We start from the raw sequence: 16,949 nt of genomic DNA, 5'->3' as shown, positions 1-16,949 counted from the left end.
CGTCGGGCGGCCGGGCGCGCCCCGATCCCACGCGGGACGACGGGACACCTCCGGGGGTGTTCACCGCGCGGGCGTCGGCGGCGCCGTCGCCGCGAGGTGCCGTCACCGGGCCCGCGGGGGCCGGCGTTGGCGCCCCGCGCCCCCTCAGGCGTCCGCGTACTTGGTGTCGACCGCCGGGTCGAGTGCCAGCCGGTAGCCCCGCTTCACCACGGTCTGGATGAGGTTGGGGACGCCGAGGGCCGTGCGGAGACGGGCCATCGCCGTCTCCACGGCGTGCTCGTCACGGCCGGCGCCGGGCAGGGCACGCAGCAGTTCCGCGCGGGAGACGACCCAGCCGGGGCGGCGGGCCAGGGCGTTGAGCAGCGACATCCCGGCCGGCGGCACCGGCCGTACGACGCCGTCGACGAGGACGGCATGACCGCGGATCTCGACCTGGCGGCCGGCCACCGGCAAGGTCCGGGCCCGCGAGGGAAGTTCGAGGCAGAGCAGTTGGACGAGCGGGCCCAGCCGGAAGCGGTCGGGCTGAACCGTGTCCAGCCCCCGCGCCTGGAGCGGAAGGGCCGTGACCGGTCCCACGCAGGCCGGCAGCACGTCGTGGGCGAGGGCGTCGAGCAGCTCCGGCAGCACTCCGCGGTCCTCGGCGCGGGAGAACAGCGATGCCGCGGCGGGGGCGCTGGTGAACGTCACCGCGTCCAGGGACCGCCCCACCGTCGCGTCGAGCAGCCGGTCCAGCGGAGCGAGGTCCTCCGGGGGCATCCACCGGTAGACGGGGACGACGACGACCTCGGCGCCCCCGGCCCGCAGCGCCTCGACGAATCCCGGAAGCGGTTCGCCGTGCAGCTGCAGCGCCACCCGGCGGTCCGCGACGCCTTCGTCGAGGAGCCGGTCCAGCACCTCGGCCATCGACTCGGACGTGGGCGACCACTCCTCCGTCAGCCCGGCCGCCCGGATCGCGCCCTTCACCTTCGGGCCGCGGGCGAGGAGCTCGACGCCGCGCAGGCAGGCGAGCAGTTCCTCGCCGAAGCCCCAGCCGTCGGCGGCCTCCACCCAGCCCCGGAATCCGATCGCCGTGGTGGCGACCACCACGTCCGGGGCGTTGTCGATGAGTTCCTTGGTGGCGGCGAGCAACTCGCCGTCGTCCGCGAGCGGCACGATCCGCAGGGCGGGTGCGTGCAGCACCGTGGCCCCGCGGCGCTGCAGCAGCGCGCCCAGTTCGTCCGCGCGCCTGGCCGCGGTGACCCCGACCGTGAAGCCCGAGAGCGGGGCGACCGCGGCGGCGGCGTGCTGTTCGTGGTACATGCCGACCGAGCCTGGCAAGGAAGCGTGACAGGCTCGGTTCGGCTGCGTTTCCCCGTGGTTACGAGGCACTCCTGCTCACACCTCGGCGTAGCTGAGCTGCGGCTTCTTCTCGGTCGTCGTGGCCGGTGCGACGGTCCGTGCGGGCCTGCGAAGGTATACCGCCCAGGTGACCGCGAAGCACAGCACGTAGTAGCCGAGGAAGACCACGAAGGCGCTCGTCCCGCTGCCCGAGGTGAGGAAGGACTGCCGAAGGGCGAGGTTGATGCCGAGCCCGCCGAAGGCACCGACCGCGCCGATCAGGGCCATGGTCGCTCCCGACAGCCGTCGGGCGTAGATCTGGGCCTCCTCGCCCAAGAGGCCCTTGGCCTGCGCCTTGGCCCGGTAGATGCCGGGAATCATCTTGTACGTCGACCCGTTGCCGATGCCGGTGAGGATGAACAGGACGATGAATCCGGCGATGAACAGGGTCAGCGACTTCTGCACGGAGGCGGCCACCACCACGCCGACCGCGGCGGTCATGAGGGCGAAGTTCCACAGGGTCACCCTCGCCCCGCCGAGCCGGTCGGCGAGATGGCCGCCGACGGGACGGATGAGCGAACCGAGCAGCGGGCCGACGAAGGTGAGCGAGGCGGCCTGCAGCGGGGTACGGCCGAACTGGTTCTGCAGGACGAGTCCGAAGGCGAAGCTGTAGCCGATGAAGGAGCCGAAGGTGCCGATGTAGAGGAAGGACATGATCCAGGTGTGGTTGTCCCTGACGGCCTCCTTGGCGGCGCCGGAGTCGTTCTTCACCGGACCGAGGTTGTTCATGTACGTGGCGCTGAGCACGGTGGCCATGATGATCAGCGGAATGTAGAGGCCCACCAGCAGCCGCGGCTGGGTGGCTCCGGCGGTCGCGATGACCAGCAGACCGAGCAGCTGCACCACGGCCACGCCGATGTTGCCGCCGCCCGCGTTCATACCGAGCGCCCAGCCCTTGAGGCGCAGCGGATAGAAACTGTTGATGTTGGTCATGGAGGAGGCGAAGTTCGCCCCGCCGACGCCGGTGAGGATCGCGACCACCATGAAGGTGGTGTACGACGTTCCCGGTTCCATGACGGCGAACAGGGCGACGGTCGGCACCAGCAGCATGCCGGCACTGAGGATCGTCCAGTTCCGGCCGCCGAACCGGGCGACCGCGAACCCGTAGGGCACCCGCAGTGCCGCGCCGACCAGAGAGGCGACGGCGACCAGGAAGAACTTCCCCGCCGGGTCGATGCCGTACTGGGGCCCCATGAAGAGGGCCATCACCGAGAACATGCTCCACACGGAGAATCCGATGTGCTCGGAGATCACCGAGAAGATCAGGTTCCGCTTGGCGATGTGCTTGCCTTCCGCCTCCCAGAACGTCTCGTCCTCCGGGTCCCACTGCTCGATCCACCTGCCGGCCATGGCGTGCCTCCACTGATGCTCCGGGTAGTGGACCCGACGCTAGGCACGGCGGGTTTCAGCTCCGTGGCGCGAGATGACCGCGGTGGAACCTTGCTCTCACCAGGTGCTCAGACGCGGTGTGAGCGCCCCCGTCCGCGGACGGCCCTCCCCCTCGGCGCCTTCTCCCGCGTCGCGCCGTTCGGCCACAGTCGGGGGCGGCGCTTGGCGGCGACGTCCTCCAGCCAACCCACGGCCATGATCATCAACCCGATGAGCGGGAAGACGACGATCAGCATGAGGACCGGGTACGCCCGCTCCAGATAGCCCGAGTACGTCGGCCAGACGCCCGGGATCCTCCAGAGCAGATCGATGACCGGGATCGTCGCCATGATCAGCAGGTTGTGCCAGAGGTAGATCGTCACGGCCCGGTTGTTGGACAGGGTGATCAGGCCGTCGAAGTGCGCGAGCCTCCCCGGGAGCCGCTGCCAGGAGGGGGAGTACGCGAGCAGGATCACACAGAAACCGAACGACCAGGTGGCCTGGGCGAGCGGGATGTCGTTGAGGTCCCAGCCGTCCGGGCCCAGATGCCACGACGCCCACCACAGGCCGAAGGCCATGATCAGCGAGGAAGCGGACACGAAGACGTACCGCGGGAGCTTCTCGAACATGCCCTCCTGGTGGGCGAAGCCGAGCACCCAGCAGGATCCGTAGGTGGCGAAGTCGGTGATGGCGTTGCCCGTCTCGCCGGGGATCTTGAACAACCCGGAGCCGACGACCGCCGTGAGCGCGAGCGGGGCGAGGAGCGTCGCCCACGGCAGCCTGCGGAAGGCCCACAGCAGCAGCGGCGAGGCGATCACGAACCACAGATAGGCGCGGATGTACCAGAGCGGACCCGCAGCCTGGACCGCCCAGGTGTCCTCGAGCAGGCCCGAGGCGTCACCGCTGTGCCAGGGGTACGGCGGCGCGCCGACCGGGACGATGTACCAGGCCAGTTTGACGAACCACCAGATCCCCTCCTCCTTCACCGGCTTCCAGCCGAAGTAGAAGATCACGGGCAGGACGAAGGCCGAGAACGCCCACATCGGCGGCAGCAGCCGCCGGACACGGCCCCGGATGACGCCCCAGGCGGGCCGCGCCAGCGAGCGCGCCATCAGCGAGCCGGCGAGCGCGAACATCACGCCCATCGACGGGAAGAGCACCGTCAGCCAGGCCCAGCCGAAGATGTGGTACACGATCACGCGAACCAGGGCGATGGAGCGCAGCAGGTCGAGGTAGCGGTCCCGGCCCGGCCGCTTCGGAGCGGCGGAGGGCGCGGTCTGAGGGGCCGCGAGCGCGGTCGCGCCGGCCCGGTGCCGTGCCCCGGCCGGAGGGGTGTCGCCCAGGTCGAGCGGGGGCGAGGTCATCCGACGGGCCTCCGCTCGTCACTGCCCTGGCGCTGGGTCGGAATCGAACCCGGCGCCTCCACCACTCCGGTGCGCCGCAGCTTCTGCCAGCGGAGGCGGCCGCCGGTGAGGGCGGTGATCCAGGACTGGAGCAGCACCACGTACATGAGCTGCCGGTACAGGAGTTGCTGGAGGGGCAGGGAGATCAGATGCACCATGCGTTCCTTGTCGAGCCGGAACGCGTAGGCGGCGCACACGGCCTGGATGGCGAGGACGCCGAGCCAGGCGACGACCGTCTTCTGCGTGGGGCCGAAGACGAGCCCGTAGAGCAGGAAGACGTCGATCAGCGGGGCGAGCAGTGGGAACAGCACCATGAACAGCGAGACGAGCGGCAGGCCGACCCGGCCGAAGCGGCCGGAGGGACCGCTCTCGATCACGGAGCGGCGGTGCTTCCAGATCGCCTGCATCGTGCCGTACGACCAGCGGTAGCGCTGGGACCACAGCTGCTGCACGGACTCCGGCGCCTCGGTCCAGGCGCGGGCCCGCTCCGCGTACACCACGCGCCAGCCGTCGCGGTGGATGGCCATGGTGATGTCGGTGTCCTCGGCGAGGGTGTCGTCGCTCATGCCGCCGACCCGCTCCAGGGCCTGGCGGCGGAAGGCGCCGACCGCGCCTGGGATCGTGGGCATGCACCGCAGCACGTCGTACATGCGGCGGTCCAGGTTGAAGCCCATGACGTACTCGATGTGCTGCCAGGCACCGATCAGGCTGTCCCGGTTACCGACCTTGGCGTTGCCCGCGACGGCGCCGACGCGCGGATCGCCGAAGGGCTGGACCAGTTCGCGGACGGTGGACGGCTCGAAGACCGTGTCCCCGTCCATCATCACGATGATGTCGTGGCGGGCGTTGCGGATGCCGTTGTTGAGGGCTTCCGGCTTGCCCGCGTTGGCCTGGCGCACGACCCGGACATTGGGCAGCCACATGTCGTCGACGATGTCGGCGGTCCCGTCCGACGAGCCGTCGTCGATGACGATGACCTCGATCGGGTGGTCGCTCTCCATCAGCGAGCGCACCGTGTTCTCGATGCACTCCTTCTCGTTGTACGCGGGGACCAGCACCGTCACGGGTTCGGTGACGGCCGGACCCCATCGGAAGCGGCGGCGGCGCACCTTGCGGGCGTGGCCGAAGGAGAGCAGCAGCATCAGGCCGAAGCGGAGGAAGACCAGCACACCGATCACGGCGAGGCCGACGGTCAGTGCCGAGGTGGTCCTCTCGGAGACGGCGACGGCGCCGACCCACGCCTTGCCCTTCCACAGCTCCGGTCCGCTGACCGGCGTGTGGGCGCTGGGCGCGCCGAGTGCCTCGGTGAGGTTCGCGAACCGGTAGCCGCGCTCCTCCATGTCGGGCAGGAAGCGGCTGAGGGCGGCCACGGTCTGGGAGCGGTCACCGCCGGAGTCGTGCATCAGCACGATGGAGCCCTTGGTGCCCTCGGGAGTGGCGCGCTTGATGATCGCCTCGACGCCCGGGCGCTTCCAGTCCTCGCTGTCCGTGTCGTTGAACGCGGTGATGTAGCCGCGGCTGCCGATGTACTCGGTGACCGGCCAGGACTTGTCGTCCAGGGCGGCCGAGAAGGACGAGTACGGGGGCCGGAACAGCGAGGTGCGGATACCGGCGGCGCCCGCGAGCGCCAGCTGGTTCTGCGAGAGCTCCCAGTCGATCCGGCTCTGCGTCTGGAGCGCCAGATCGGGGTGGTTGAAGGTGTGCAGGCCGAGTTCGTGGCCCTCCGCGACCATCCTCTGCACCAGTTCCGGATGGCGGGAGGCCATCGTGCCGGTCACGAAGAACACCGCATGGGCGTCGTACTGCTTCAGCTTGTCGAGGACCTTCGGCGTCCACACCGGGTCGGGCCCGTCGTCGAAGGTCAGCACCAGGTTCTTGTCCGGGACGCTGAGCGCCTTGGGCTCGCCGGGGGTTCGGGCGTCGATGACGGGCCCGCCGTTCAGTATCTGCTGGGGCACCTGGCCGTTGGAGGCCGGGGGGCGCACACGGTGGTCGGCGAGGATCTCGCTGTGCACATAGCCGCGCAGCATGAGCATCGCGAGGAGCGCGACGAGGAAGAGCGAGGGCAGCAGATAGCGCATGGGAAGCCTGCGCCGAGCGGCGGACCGCCTGGCACTCTTCTTGCGCCGGACGGCCCGTCTGCTGGAGGCGGTCATCTAGCCGGCACCTTCCCCGGCCAGCTGCTGGCCCTGTGCCACCGGCTCGCCGGTGGGTTCTTCCGTCGCGGTCTCGCTGGGTGTGGGGTCGACCGGGTCCGGCGGCGGCTCCTCGCCGCCCGTGCCGCCGGTGTTCCCGGCGCCTCCCGTGCCGCCCGGTGCCGTGGACACGGTGGGCTTCGGGTCGGTCGTCGCCCCGCCGGTGCCGGCGCCGCCGGTGGTGGCCGCGCCGCTGCCGGAGGCGCCCGACGGGCTGCCGCTCCGGTCGCCGCCCGGCTCGCCGGCGGACCCGGCGGGCTGCCGCGGCACGTCGGCCGGGCTGCCGGAGGGCGAGGGGACGCCCGCGACGACCTCGGCACCGGCTGGGGCCGACGGGGCCTCGGAGGGCCCCGGGGTCTCCTCGGCGGTGTCCGCCTTGTCGTCCGCCGGCCCGGGGATGAGGAGCGACGGCGCGTTGGAGTTGCCGCCGATGAGGGCGACCACGAGGGTTACGGCATAGCCGGCGCAGACGAGCGCCAGCACCCATCCGATGCGACGGAACTTCTTGCTGCGACGGCCGCTCTCGTCGACGAACACGGGCCCGTCGGCGTCTTCTTGAGGGGTCCCGGGGTTCATCCGGGCAGCCTGGAGGTTCCTGAACTCCACGCTGTCGATCTGGATCGTGACCTCATTGGGGTCATGACTGTGCCCTATTCGGGACTTTTCTGGCCTGTTTTCCACTGCTGTACGCTCTTCCCCCACTGAACGGAGAGGTGGGAGCGCCGGCGGAACCGGACGCCTGCCGTCGGACCGGGCCCCCTAAACCCGGGCCGAGCACCCCCTACCACGTTGCACCCGGACCACGAATGTAGCGCACGCGGCTGACGGCCGGGCCGCGGAGTCAGGTGTTCCGCGCCATAGCGGCCCGGTCGCCGTCCGGCAGCCAGCCGTCCGGCGGCACGTCCAGCCACCCTTCCGACGCGGCGATTTCGGCCGCGACGGAACGCAGGACGCCGAGGCCGGGGTGGCTCAGACCGCGCCGCCGGACCAGCGAGACCGGCGACAGCGGCACGGGGTCGACGAGCGGCCGCACGACCATGCCCGGCACCGGGAGGAACTCGGTGCTCGCCAGCACCGACCAGCCGTGCTTGCGCACCACCCGCACGAACTCCTCCGGCCCGGCTATCTCGGGGAAGGGGGCGGCCATGCGTATTCCGCGGCCGGCGAAGAGCCGGGCGGCGAGGTCGGTCCACTCCGCGGTGGCCGCGTTGCCCGCGCCGGCGTACAGGGTCTCCCCGGCCAGGGCGTCCACCGGCACCGCGTCGAGCGCCGCGAGCGGATGGGCGTCGTGGAGCAGTACGGCCATCCGCTCGTAGCGCACCGGCTCGTGGGCCAGTTCGGAGCGCAGCGCCGCGTCGATCCCGGCGATCCTGCCGAAGGAGACGTCGAGCCGGCCGGCGACGATCTCCGCGGCGGCGCCGGTGAGCCCGCTGAGGTAGCGGGCCACGAACTCCAGGCCGGGGGCCGCACCGCGGGCCTCGCCGAGCAGCCGGTGGGCCGTCCCCACCGGGGCGCCCACGTCGACGAGCAGCGGGCGCTCTGTATCGGCGAAGGCGGAGGCCAGGGCGTCGTGGGCGTCCAGCACCCGCCGTGCGTAGGGCAGCAGCCGCTCGCCCTCGGCCGTGAGCCGCACCTGCCGGGTGGTCCGGACGAACAACTCGGAGCCCACCGCCCGCTCCAGCCGCCGGATGTCGCGGCTGAGCGCCTGCTGGGCGACGTACAGCCGGGCGGCGGCCCGGGTGAAGTGCAGTTCGGCGGCGACCGCGAGGAAGGCGCGGAGCAGACGGGGTTCGAGGTCCTGGGACACCCCGAGAACTTACAACAGGAGTGCGTCAATGGGCCCCGAACAGGTGTTGGACCACCGGGGGACCTCGTCGCGAACCTTGAGCCATGCCGCAGTCGACCTCACCGCAGATGACCACGTCCGGCGGGACCCTGGTCCTGGCGTCCCGGGGCGGGGAGCCCGGACGCTCCCGTCCACCGGGCCCGTACCGCCGGCTCTTCGCCGTGCCCGGGGCCCGGGCCTTCACCGCCGGGAACCTCCTCGCCCGGCTGCCCATGGGCATGTTCGGCGTCAGCGCCGTGATCATGATCGCCGGGCAGCGCGGCTCGTACGCCCTCGCCGGCGCCGTCACGGCGACCGGCCTGGCCGCGACCGCGCTCGTCGCCCCGTGGACGGCACGGCTGGTCGACCGGTACGGCCAGGCCCGCGTCGCCGTCCCCGCCACCGTGCTGGCCGTGCTCGGCTCGCTCGCCCTGGTGCTGTGCGTCCGTCACGGAGCCCCCGACTGGACGCTCTTCGTCGCACACGCCGCGACCGCCACGACGCCCAACACCGGCGGGATGTCCCGGGCCCGCTGGGCCCACCTGCTGAAGGGCGACCCGGCCGCCCGGCACACCGCGAACTCCTTCGAGCAGGCCGCCGACGAGCTGTGCTTCATGCTCGGTCCGGTGCTCGCCGCCTGGCTCTGCGCTGGGCTCTTCCCTGAGGCCGGGACCCTGGTCGGCGCGGGGCTGCTGCTGACGGGCGTGGTCCTGTTCGCGGCCCAGCGGTCCACCGAGCCACCCGTGTCGGACAGGAGCGTGAAGCCCCGCTCCCCGCTGCGCACGCCCGGCATGGCGCCGATGCTCGCCGTCTTCCTCGCCACGGGAGCCGTCTTCGGCTCGATGGAGGTCGTCACGATCGCCTTCGTGGACGGTCCGGCGGCGGGTGCGGTGCTGGCCCTCCAGGCCGCCGGCTCGTTCCTCGCGGGCCTCGTCCACGGCCGGGTCCGCCGTACGGCCCGGCTGCGGACCTGGCTGGCCGCGATGACGCTCCTCATGGCGCTGCCGCTGCTCGCGGCGGCCGGCACGGGCTCCCTGCTCGCGCTGGCGGGCGCGCTTCTGCTCGCCGGCATGGCGACGGCGCCGACCATGGTGACCGGCATGACCACGATCCAGCGCATCACCCCGGCGGGGCAGCTGAACGAGGGCATGACCCTGGCCGTGACGGCGCTGCTCGGCGGGATCGCGGCCGGTTCGGCGGCGGGGGGCTGGACGGTGGAGCACGTGGGCGCCGTCCACGGCTACGCGATCCCCGTCACTGCGGCCGCCCTGGCACTGGCGCTGGCGCTGCTGCCGGCCCGCATGACGAAGGCCCGGCTGTCGTGACAGCCGGGCCTCGCCCACATGGGGTGCGGTGTCCGGGGGCGAGCCCCCGGATGTTCCACTGGTGGAGATGGCGGGAATCGAACCCGCGTCCAACGGTGCGGAATCAGGGCTTCTCCGTGTGCAGTCCGCTGCGATTTTCTCGGCCCCGGAGATCACGCGGACAAGTCTCCGACGGGCTCAGCCACTGTTTGTTTTCCCTCTACACCCCGTGACCGGGCCTAGAGGTTTAGTTCCCTAGCTGATGCCAGGATCCGGGTCGGGAACAGCCCCGGGCTGACACTTCGCGAGTCGCTACTCAGGCAGCGAGGGCGAAGGAATCGCGCTTGGTGTTGGCGATTATTGGTTGCGACATATGGTTTACGAGATCATTGCCGCTTCCTCGACACGCTTCCCCTGCTTCGACAGCCGCTGTCGAAACCGATCATCCCCATGTTGATTTTTCAAACCTGCCCCCTCGAGGAGGGCAGGAGCCATCGTACGTGACCAACGCACGACCGTGCCAGCGTATTCCGCGCGTCCGGCTCAGGCCCGCTGCCGCCGGCGCGCCGCGGACATCGCCCGGTCGGCCTCGCGGCGGTCCTGCTTCTCCCGCAGGGTCTGCCGCTTGTCGTACTCCTTCTTGCCCTTCGCGAGGGCGATCTCGACCTTGGCCCGGCCGTCCTTGAAGTACAGGGCGAGCGGGACGATCGTGTGACCCGTCTCCTGGGACTTCGACTCCAGCTTGTCGATCTCCACCCGGTGCAGCAGCAGCTTCCGCTTCCGCCGGGCGCTGTGGTTGGTCCAGGTGCCCTGGCTGTACTCCGGCACGTGGACGTTGTGCAGCCACGCCTCGTGGTCGTCGATCTGGACGAACCCGTCCGCCAGCGAGGCACGCCCCTGACGCAGCGACTTCACCTCGGTACCCATCAGCACGAGACCGCACTCGTAGGTGTCGAGGATGTGGTAGTCGTGCCGCGCCTTCTTGTTCTGCGCGATCAGCTTGCGCCCTTTTTCCTTAGCCATAGTGCGGTCATTTTCGCACTACGACCCCGCCCCGAGGCCACTCAATACCGTCTGCGCCCGCTCCTCGGCCCGCTCGCTCACGGCCAGGTCCGGGGTGATGCCCCGGCCGTCGACGTCGTGACCGGACGGGGTGCGGTAGTGACCGACGGTGAGCTCCGCGACGGAGCCGTCGGGCAGTCGCTCCGGCATCTGCACCGACCCCTTGCCGAAGGTGCGGGCGCCCACGGTGACGGCGCGGCCCCGGTCCTTGAGGGCGCCCGTGACCAGCTCGGCCGCGCTCATCGTGCCGCCGTCCACGAGGGCGACGACGGGCCGCCCGGTGTCCCCCCCGGGCCGGGCGTAGAGGGCCTTCTGCTCACCGCGCACGTCGTACGTGGCGACCAGCCCGCCGTCCAGGAAGGCGGACGCCGCAGTGACGGCCTCGGAGACCAGCCCGCCGCCGTTGCCCCGCAGGTCCAGCAGGACCCCGGCGCCCTCGGGAGCCGAATCCACCGCCTGCCGCACCCGCTCCCCGGTGCCCTTGGTGAAGGCCGCGACCTTGATCAGCACGGCCTCGCCGCCCAGCCTGCGGACGGTGACCGCCTCGGTGGCGAGCCGGGCCCGCTGCAGCGTCCGGTCCCAGGTGCGGTCACCGCGCTGGAGACCGAGCACGACGGACGAGCCGGCGCCGGCGCTCTTGCCGTCACCGCGCAGCAGCCGGACGACCTCGCTGACGGGCCGGCCGTCTATCCGGGCGCCGTCGACCGTGCGCAGCTGGTCGCCGACGCGGACGCCGGCCCTCTCGGCGGGACCGCCGCGCTGCAGGCGGGCGACCTCGACCCGGCCGTCGGCGCCGCGCCTGGCCCACAGGCCGACGCCGGTGTACGAGCCGTCGAGGGCGCGCGCGAACTCCTCGTACTCGCCCTTGTCGTACACCGCGCCCCAGCGGTCCCCGCTGCGGCTCACTACCTCTTCCGCCGCCTTGGCGCCGGACTTGCCGTCCGCGGCGGCCTCGGCGGCGGCCCGCGCGATCTCGTCGCGGTCGACCGTGGCGGCGGCGGCCCGCACGCGGGGCTCCGGCGGCTCGACGTCATCGATGGGCAGCAGCCCCGTCGCGGAACCGGTGACGAGGGCGCCGGCGAACACCAGCGTCAGGACCGCCCCGTGGCGCAGGCCACGGGGCACCTTGGGTGATCCGGGGCCCAACATGGCGCCCACTCTAGGACAAGCGAAGGGCGCCGTAGGGTCGTTGACCCGTACGGCGCCCGGGGCGCTCGTCACACCTTCAGGTACTTGCGCAACGCGATGAAAGCGGCCATGGAGGGCATCAGAAGCCCGATCACGAGGACGAGCGGCAGTACCGCTATCACGGCGTCCCAGCCGATGAAGTTGACCAGCGGCATCTTCTCGGAGAGGGCCAGCCCGCCGTCGATGAGGAAGTACCGGCCGACCAGGAGCATCACGCAGGCGACCAGACCGCCGAGCAGGCCGGCGAAGGCGGCCTCCATGATGAACGGCATCTGGATGTAGAAGCTGGACGCTCCCACGAGACGCATGATCCCCGTCTCACGCCGGCGGCTGAACGCCGACACCCGCACGGTGTTGACGATCAGCATCAGCGCGATGACCAGCATCAGTCCCATGATGAAGAGGGCGGCGACGTTCATGCCCCGCATCATGTTGAAGAGGTTCTCCAGGATGCCGCGCTGGTCCTGGATGGACTGGACGCCGTCACGGCCGGCGAAGGCGGTCGCCACGACCTTGTACTTCTCCGGGTCCTTCAGCTTGACCCGGAACGACTCCTGCATCTGGTCCGGCGTGATGACGGTGGCGATGGCCGTGTCGCTGTACTGCTCGCGGTAGTGCTTGTAGGCCTCGTCGGCGGACTCGTGGTGGACCTCCTCGACGATGTTCATCTCTTCGAGGTCGGACTTGATCTGGTCCCGCTGCTCGGCGGTGACGGCACCCTTCGAGCACTTCTCGTCCGTCTCCGCGTCGTTCTTGTTGCAGAGGTAGATGGAGACGTTGACCTTGTCGTACCAGAAGTCCTTCATGGTGCTGACCTGTTCACGCATGAGCAGGGCGCCACCGAAGAGGGCGAGCGACAGGGCCACGGAGACGATCACCGCGAAGGTCATCGTCAGATTGCGGCGGAGACCGACGCCGATCTCCGACAGTACGAACTGGGCGCGCATGGCGAGTGTTTCAGCCTTTCCTCTACCTGCTCAGTACCTGCTCAGTGCTGGTAGCCGTAGACACCGCGCGCCTGGTCGCGTACGAGCCTGCCCTGTTCGAGCTCGATGACGCGCTTGCGCATCTGGTCGACGATGTTCTGGTCGTGGGTCGCCATCACCACCGTGGTGCCGGTCCTGTTGATCCGGTCCAGCAGCTTCATGATGCCGACGGAGGTCTGGGGGTCGAGATTGCCGGTCGGCTCGTCCGCGATCAGCAGCATGGGGCGGTTGACGAAGGCCCGGGCGATCGCCACGCGCTGCTGCTCACCACCGGAGAGCTCACCGGGCATCCGGTCCTCCTTGCCGCCGAGACCGACCAGGTCGAGGACCTGGGGAACGGCCTTGCGGATCTCACCGCGCGGCTTGCCGATGACCTCCTGCGCGAAGGCCACGTTCTCGGCGACGGTCTTGTTCGGCAGCAGACGGAAGTCCTGGAAGACGGTGCCGAGCTGCCGGCGCATGTGGGGCACCTTCCAGTTGGACAGGCGCGCGAGGTCCTTTCCGAGGACGTGCACCTGGCCGTGGCTGGTGCGCTCCTCGCGGAGGATCAGCCGCAGGAAGGTCGACTTGCCGGAACCGGACGAGCCCACGAGGAAGACGAACTCCCCCTTCTCGATCTCCAGGGAGACGTCGCGCAGGGCTGGTCGGTTCTGCTTGGGATAGCTCTTGGAGACGTTGTCGAATCGGATCACGAGTGCACCACGGTCGGCCGGGAGTATGTGTGCGTGACCATACGCGAACGAGGATGGCGCGTGCAGTCACCGCCCGGAGTTGCGCGATTTGTCGGATAGACACCCCTCGCTTGCCGCGCACCCAAGCCTCCCGGAACGGGTGTAACCCGACGGGGCGCGCCGAATCGCTCGCGAGCTGGCACAGTGGTACCGGGAACGGATGCGGTTCCCGGAGCGTTGCGCGGAGAGACACGCGGAGAACCACCGAGGAACGCCGGAAGAACGGACTCCGCCGGCGGCTCCGCCGCGCGGGAGGAGGAGAGCGCATGACCTACGACCGACTGGTGTGCGCCAACTGCGCCGCGCCCGTCGCGGAGGGCCGCTGCCCCGTCTGCCGGGCCAGTCGCGAGCGCCTGCAGCAGGGCCCCTTCGCGGGCCTGAACCCTGCGGCGCTGGTGGCGCTGCTGGTGGTCCTCGTGGCGGCGCTTGCACTCCTGGCGCACCAGACGGCCTGACGGGCCGACCGAAGCCGGACCAGGCACCGAAACCGCACGGGAACAGACAGAAACGCACAGGGGCCCGGAGAGTCCGTCGACTCTCCGGGCCCCTGTCGCAAGCTGTGACGAATCACTACCGTGCGTCACACCCGATCGCGTGGAACAGGGGCGGCCCGATCAGACCGCGGCCCGGCCACTGACGAGGCGGGGCAGCATGCGGAAGCCGATGCCACCGGCGATCATCGTCGCGGCACCGACCAGCAGGAACGTGGTCTCGGCGGCGCCGGTCTCGGCCAGCTCCTCCTTGGCCTCACCCTGCTCGACCGGCTGGGAGCCGGCGGAGTCGGTGTCGGTGTTGTCGGCGCACTCCGCACCCTCGACGCTCACGGTGCAACCGTCGGAGCCGCCGTCGCCGCCACCGGTCGCGGCGGAACCGCCGGTGGTGGAAGAACCGCCGGAGGTGGAAGAACCGCCGGAGGCGGAAGAACCGCCGGTCGTCGCGGAGCCCTCGGTGGAACCGCCCTGGTCACCGCCGGTGGCGTTGCCGCCGGAGTTGCCGTTGCCGCCCGAGTTGGCGTTGCCGCCCGAGTTGGCGTTGCCGCCGGAGTTGGCGTTACCACCGTCGGTCGTACCACCGTCAGTGGTCCCGCCGTCGGTCGTACCACCGTCGATCGCGCCGCCGATGGTCACGCCACCGTCGGTCGTACCACCGTCAGTGGTGCCGCCGTCAGTGGTGCCGCCGTCGGTCGTGCCACCGTCGGTCGTGCCACCATCGGTCGTACCACCGTCGGTCGTACCACCGTCGGTCGTACCACCATCGGTCGTGCCACCGTCAGTGGTGCCACCCTCGACACCAGCGTCAACTCCACCGAGAGTGCCGCCGACGTCCTCGCCGTCACGGATACCGAGACCGATCTCAGCACCCTCCTGCGTCACCTCGGCGCTTGCGGTCAGGTCACCGACGCCGAGGGCCTGCGCCGCGCCCGCGGCGGTCAGGGAAGCACCGGCGGCGATCACCGCGCCGGCGGCTATCCGCGCGACGCGAACCCGCGTCTTCTTGGTCATCTGTTGCTACCCCCAGTAGCTGATTCGTTTGTAGTGCAGCGTCAGGGGCGGTGACCGCTCAGGGCTGCGCTTCCGCTTCCCCGCTCACACCCGCCCCACAGGTACGCATGCCGCGCGCCAGCCTTCCCAGTTTCCGCGGACGCGTCAAGTTTCATTGCGCGTGCGATGCCCGAAATAGGGCCAGTTGACCGAGGCGGGGCGTATAACTGTGACGTAAGACAGGAACTACCGCCCGCCTGAGGCCAGTTCCCTTGTCGACAAAGCGAGGCACCAGCGGCTTTCCGCTTCCCGCCCGCGAATCACAGCAACGACAACCGCGGTCACACAGGGTCGATCAGGCGCGCCTTGAGAGAGCCGACGAAGGCCGTCCAGGCCAACGGGCCGAACACGACGGCGGGGCCGTCCGGGTTCTTGCTGTCCCGGACGGGGACGCGGGCGGCGCAGGAGTCGTTGACCTCGAGGCAGTCGCCGCTGCTGCCGCCGCTGTGGCTGGACTTGCGCCACATGAGGGCGGGGTCGGGGACGACCTGCTCATTGCTGCGCATGCTCGTACTCCTCCGCGACGGACCTGATCAGAGCCAGGGACTCGCGGTGCGAGAGCGCGTCCCCCAAGGCGTGATCGTAGACCGCCTGGCACTCGCGCACCACGGACGGAACTTCGAGTACCCGGCCCGTCTTCAGAGCTTCGACGTAGGCAACAGGAGGCACGGAAGAGGCGGAGACCGGCCCGGCGCGATGGCGGGGAGCGTGGCGCGCGCCGGGCCGGCCGTGGGTCCCCCGCATCGGCAGCGGAGCCCGGGAGGGGCGGCCGGCCCGTGCCCATGAGGGCCGGGTCGGCCGCCCCGGCGGCCGGGACGTACTCAGGTGCCGGGCGCGGGCCCGTTCACCGGCCGTCCGTCAGCGGCCCGCGGGATGGCACGCGCTCACACGCTGCTCGCCGTGCCCGCGCTGCTGAAGCATCCCGACGGCGTGGAGATGGAGCTGCCGGTTGCGGCGCAGCCGACGGTGCTGCCGGGCGAGTGGGCCGCCGGCAGCACCTCCAGTTCCGGCGCCTCCTGATCGAGGCGCAGGTCGAGTACCGGGGCGGAAGTCGGGGTGATGTCGTTCATGTTCTCCTCCTGTAAGAAGTTCCGTGTGGGTGTCCGCCGGCGGAGGCCGACGGTGGCGGGTCTCGGAACCGCCGCTGCTCGTCGGGGCGGCGAGCGGCCCCGGTCCGTCGCCGTGCCGTCGGCTCGCTCAGTGGCTGCTGGCGGTCGACGCGCTGCTGATCGAGGCGGCGGGGCAGGACGCGCAACTGATGCTTCCCGCGCTGCCGAGGGTGCTGCCTGGGGCGTACCCGGCCGGCAGCACCTCCAGCTCGGGGAGTTCACGCTCCAGCACGAGTTCCAGTACGTCGGTGTCGGGCAACCTGTCCATGCGTCTCCTTGCTCGTTGCTCGTGTGACCGGCGTGTCCGCCGGCTCGTCTGCTGGGGGCGGACCGGGATCCCGTGATCCGGCCCGCCGTGGTGGGGCGGGCTACTTGGAGCTCAGGGTGCTCGCGGTCCCCCAGGTCATGGCCGGGCAGGAACCGGAGCCGACGGTGGCGGCGCAGGACACGTTCCCGGCCGAGTACTCCTCGGGGAGCACCTCCAGTTCGGGCATCTCCTGGTCCAGACGCAGGTCGAGGTCGTTCATTGCGGTCTCCTGTCGTGTCGAGGGTGGCGCGGCTCCGGGGCTCCGGAGCCGCGGTGGGGTCCGTGCGGACCCGACGCGGGCGATCCGTGTCAGCCGGCGCTGCTGGCCGAGCCGACACTGCCGATGGAGCCCGCCGGGCAGGAGAAGGACCCTGCCGTGCTGGCGCAACCGGCGCAGGAGCCCGCGGAACGGGTGTCGGGGAGCACCTCGATCTCGGGGTCCTCGTGCTCGATGCGCAGATCGAGTTCGCTCATCACGCTGTTCCTTTCGTGATCTTCACGCTGCGGCCCCGGACGGGGCCGCCACGGCGCCCTGTCGTGCGCCGGGTCTCGG

Annotated in this window: 19 protein-coding genes and 1 other RNA gene; 2 read left to right on the top strand and 18 right to left on the bottom strand. The window is 70.8% G+C overall.

Annotated features, from left to right (window positions below):
• Positions 1-144 precede the first annotated feature (144 nt).
• The 6 genes from O7595_RS20680 to O7595_RS20655 form a co-directional block, all read right to left on the bottom strand.
• Complete coding sequence (locus O7595_RS20680; protein ID WP_269730138.1) at positions 145-1,299, bottom strand: uroporphyrinogen-III synthase; 1,155 nt, start codon at positions 1,297-1,299, stop codon at positions 145-147.
• 75 nt (positions 1,300-1,374) lie between these two features.
• Complete coding sequence (locus O7595_RS20675) at positions 1,375-2,727, bottom strand: nitrate/nitrite transporter (RefSeq protein WP_269730137.1); 1,353 nt, start codon at positions 2,725-2,727, stop codon at positions 1,375-1,377.
• Between the two features lie 107 nt (positions 2,728-2,834).
• On the bottom strand, positions 2,835-4,109 hold the full coding sequence (locus O7595_RS20670; RefSeq protein WP_269730136.1) for an acyltransferase family protein: 1,275 nt from the start codon (positions 4,107-4,109) through the stop codon (positions 2,835-2,837).
• On the bottom strand, positions 4,106-6,229 hold the full coding sequence (locus tag O7595_RS20665; RefSeq protein ID WP_269732561.1) for a bifunctional polysaccharide deacetylase/glycosyltransferase family 2 protein: 2,124 nt from the start codon (positions 6,227-6,229) through the stop codon (positions 4,106-4,108). The genes O7595_RS20670 and O7595_RS20665 overlap by 4 nt, the downstream gene beginning before the upstream one ends.
• A 75-nt stretch (positions 6,230-6,304) precedes the next feature.
• A complete protein-coding gene (locus tag O7595_RS20660) occupies positions 6,305-6,949 on the bottom strand; it encodes a hypothetical protein (RefSeq protein WP_269730135.1) in 645 nt (214 codons plus the stop codon).
• A 235-nt stretch (positions 6,950-7,184) separates the two neighbouring features.
• Positions 7,185-8,150 (bottom strand): LysR family transcriptional regulator, encoded by a 966-nt coding sequence (locus tag O7595_RS20655; protein WP_269730134.1) that lies wholly within the window; start codon positions 8,148-8,150, stop codon positions 7,185-7,187.
• An 83-nt stretch (positions 8,151-8,233) separates the two neighbouring features.
• Between O7595_RS20655 and O7595_RS20650 the strand changes: the two genes are divergently transcribed.
• Positions 8,234-9,493, top strand: coding sequence for an MFS transporter (locus O7595_RS20650; RefSeq protein ID WP_443071677.1), 1,260 nt, complete (start codon positions 8,234-8,236; stop codon positions 9,491-9,493).
• A gap of 59 nt (positions 9,494-9,552) precedes the next feature.
• Here O7595_RS20650 and ssrA read toward each other — a convergent pair.
• The 5 genes from ssrA to ftsE all read right to left on the bottom strand — a co-directional run bounded on the left by ssrA (position 9,553) and on the right by ftsE (position 13,400).
• Positions 9,553-9,922, bottom strand: a transfer-messenger RNA (tmRNA) gene (ssrA, locus tag O7595_RS20645).
• A 93-nt stretch (positions 9,923-10,015) separates the two neighbouring features.
• A complete protein-coding gene (gene smpB, locus O7595_RS20640; RefSeq protein WP_269730133.1) occupies positions 10,016-10,495 on the bottom strand; it encodes an SsrA-binding protein SmpB in 480 nt (159 codons plus the stop codon).
• Between the two features lie 18 nt (positions 10,496-10,513).
• Positions 10,514-11,683 carry a S41 family peptidase gene (locus O7595_RS20635; RefSeq protein ID WP_269730132.1) on the bottom strand — a complete coding sequence of 390 codons (1,170 nt, stop codon included), beginning with the start codon at positions 11,681-11,683 and terminating at the stop codon, positions 10,514-10,516.
• Between the two features lie 68 nt (positions 11,684-11,751).
• On the bottom strand, positions 11,752-12,669 hold the full coding sequence (gene ftsX / locus O7595_RS20630; RefSeq protein ID WP_269730130.1) for a permease-like cell division protein FtsX: 918 nt from the start codon (positions 12,667-12,669) through the stop codon (positions 11,752-11,754).
• A 41-nt stretch (positions 12,670-12,710) separates the two neighbouring features.
• Positions 12,711-13,400: a cell division ATP-binding protein FtsE gene (gene ftsE / locus O7595_RS20625; protein WP_093660379.1), complete on the bottom strand. Its 690-nt coding sequence runs from the start codon at positions 13,398-13,400 to the stop codon at positions 12,711-12,713.
• Positions 13,401-13,705: 305 nt separating this feature from the next.
• Here ftsE and O7595_RS20620 point away from each other — a divergent pair, with 305 nt between their 5' ends.
• Positions 13,706-13,894 carry a hypothetical protein gene (locus O7595_RS20620; RefSeq protein ID WP_269730129.1) on the top strand — a complete coding sequence of 63 codons (189 nt, stop codon included), beginning with the start codon at positions 13,706-13,708 and terminating at the stop codon, positions 13,892-13,894.
• Positions 13,895-14,053: 159 nt separating this feature from the next.
• Here the strand turns inward: O7595_RS20620 and O7595_RS20615 are convergent, their stop codons facing one another.
• The 7 genes from O7595_RS20615 to O7595_RS20585 all read right to left on the bottom strand — a co-directional run bounded on the left by O7595_RS20615 (position 14,054) and on the right by O7595_RS20585 (position 16,870).
• Positions 14,054-14,941, bottom strand: coding sequence for a hypothetical protein (locus tag O7595_RS20615; protein WP_269730128.1), 888 nt, complete (start codon positions 14,939-14,941; stop codon positions 14,054-14,056).
• Positions 14,942-15,261: 320 nt separating this feature from the next.
• Positions 15,262-15,486, bottom strand: coding sequence for a DUF397 domain-containing protein (locus O7595_RS20610; protein WP_269730127.1), 225 nt, complete (start codon positions 15,484-15,486; stop codon positions 15,262-15,264).
• On the bottom strand, positions 15,473-15,649 hold the full coding sequence (locus O7595_RS20605; RefSeq protein ID WP_269730126.1) for a Scr1 family TA system antitoxin-like transcriptional regulator: 177 nt from the start codon (positions 15,647-15,649) through the stop codon (positions 15,473-15,475). Before O7595_RS20605 ends, O7595_RS20610 begins: the two co-directional genes overlap by 14 nt.
• Positions 15,650-15,864: 215 nt before the next feature.
• The gene (locus O7595_RS20600) at positions 15,865-16,050 is read right to left on the bottom strand and encodes a thiocillin family RiPP (protein ID WP_269730125.1); all 186 of its coding nucleotides are present in this window, start codon (positions 16,048-16,050) and stop codon (positions 15,865-15,867) included.
• Positions 16,051-16,177: 127 nt separating this feature from the next.
• On the bottom strand, positions 16,178-16,357 hold the full coding sequence (locus O7595_RS20595; protein ID WP_138054947.1) for a thiocillin family RiPP: 180 nt from the start codon (positions 16,355-16,357) through the stop codon (positions 16,178-16,180).
• Between the two features lie 100 nt (positions 16,358-16,457).
• Positions 16,458-16,616, bottom strand: a complete 159-nt coding sequence (locus O7595_RS20590; protein ID WP_138054946.1) for a thiocillin family RiPP — start codon at positions 16,614-16,616, stop codon at positions 16,458-16,460.
• 89 nt (positions 16,617-16,705) lie between these two features.
• Positions 16,706-16,870 (bottom strand): thiocillin family RiPP, encoded by a 165-nt coding sequence (locus O7595_RS20585; protein ID WP_269730124.1) that lies wholly within the window; start codon positions 16,868-16,870, stop codon positions 16,706-16,708.
• Positions 16,871-16,949: the final 79 nt, after the last annotated feature.

This window comes from Streptomyces sp. WMMC940, assembly GCF_027460265.1.
Classification (GTDB): Bacteria; Actinomycetota; Actinomycetes; order Streptomycetales; family Streptomycetaceae; genus Streptomyces.
This window is presented reverse-complemented; position numbering and strand designations above follow the sequence as displayed.

Excerpts from the sequence above, each read along its gene's own strand:
- O7595_RS20620 (WP_269730129.1), top strand. The coding sequence starts at position 13,706 with ATGACCTACGACCGACTGGTGTGCGCCAACTGCGCCGCGCCCGTCGCG.
- O7595_RS20595 (WP_138054947.1), bottom strand. The coding sequence starts at position 16,357 with ATGGACAGGTTGCCCGACACCGACGTACTGGAACTCGTGCTGGAGCGT.
- O7595_RS20650 (WP_443071677.1), top strand. The coding sequence starts at position 8,234 with ATGCCGCAGTCGACCTCACCGCAGATGACCACGTCCGGCGGGACCCTG.
- O7595_RS20585 (WP_269730124.1), bottom strand. The coding sequence starts at position 16,870 with ATGAGCGAACTCGATCTGCGCATCGAGCACGAGGACCCCGAGATCGAG.
- ftsX (WP_269730130.1), bottom strand. The coding sequence starts at position 12,669 with ATGCGCGCCCAGTTCGTACTGTCGGAGATCGGCGTCGGTCTCCGCCGC.
- smpB (WP_269730133.1), bottom strand. The coding sequence starts at position 10,495 with ATGGCTAAGGAAAAAGGGCGCAAGCTGATCGCGCAGAACAAGAAGGCG.
- O7595_RS20600 (WP_269730125.1), bottom strand. The coding sequence starts at position 16,050 with ATGAACGACATCACCCCGACTTCCGCCCCGGTACTCGACCTGCGCCTC.
- O7595_RS20670 (WP_269730136.1), bottom strand. The coding sequence starts at position 4,109 with ATGACCTCGCCCCCGCTCGACCTGGGCGACACCCCTCCGGCCGGGGCA.
- O7595_RS20590 (WP_138054946.1), bottom strand. The coding sequence starts at position 16,616 with ATGAACGACCTCGACCTGCGTCTGGACCAGGAGATGCCCGAACTGGAG.
- O7595_RS20665 (WP_269732561.1), bottom strand. The coding sequence starts at position 6,229 with ATGCGCTATCTGCTGCCCTCGCTCTTCCTCGTCGCGCTCCTCGCGATG.
- O7595_RS20680 (WP_269730138.1), bottom strand. The coding sequence starts at position 1,299 with ATGTACCACGAACAGCACGCCGCCGCCGCGGTCGCCCCGCTCTCGGGC.
- O7595_RS20610 (WP_269730127.1), bottom strand. The coding sequence starts at position 15,486 with ATGCGCAGCAATGAGCAGGTCGTCCCCGACCCCGCCCTCATGTGGCGC.
- O7595_RS20675 (WP_269730137.1), bottom strand. The coding sequence starts at position 2,727 with ATGGCCGGCAGGTGGATCGAGCAGTGGGACCCGGAGGACGAGACGTTC.
- O7595_RS20635 (WP_269730132.1), bottom strand. The coding sequence starts at position 11,683 with ATGTTGGGCCCCGGATCACCCAAGGTGCCCCGTGGCCTGCGCCACGGG.
- O7595_RS20615 (WP_269730128.1), bottom strand. The coding sequence starts at position 14,941 with ATGACCAAGAAGACGCGGGTTCGCGTCGCGCGGATAGCCGCCGGCGCG.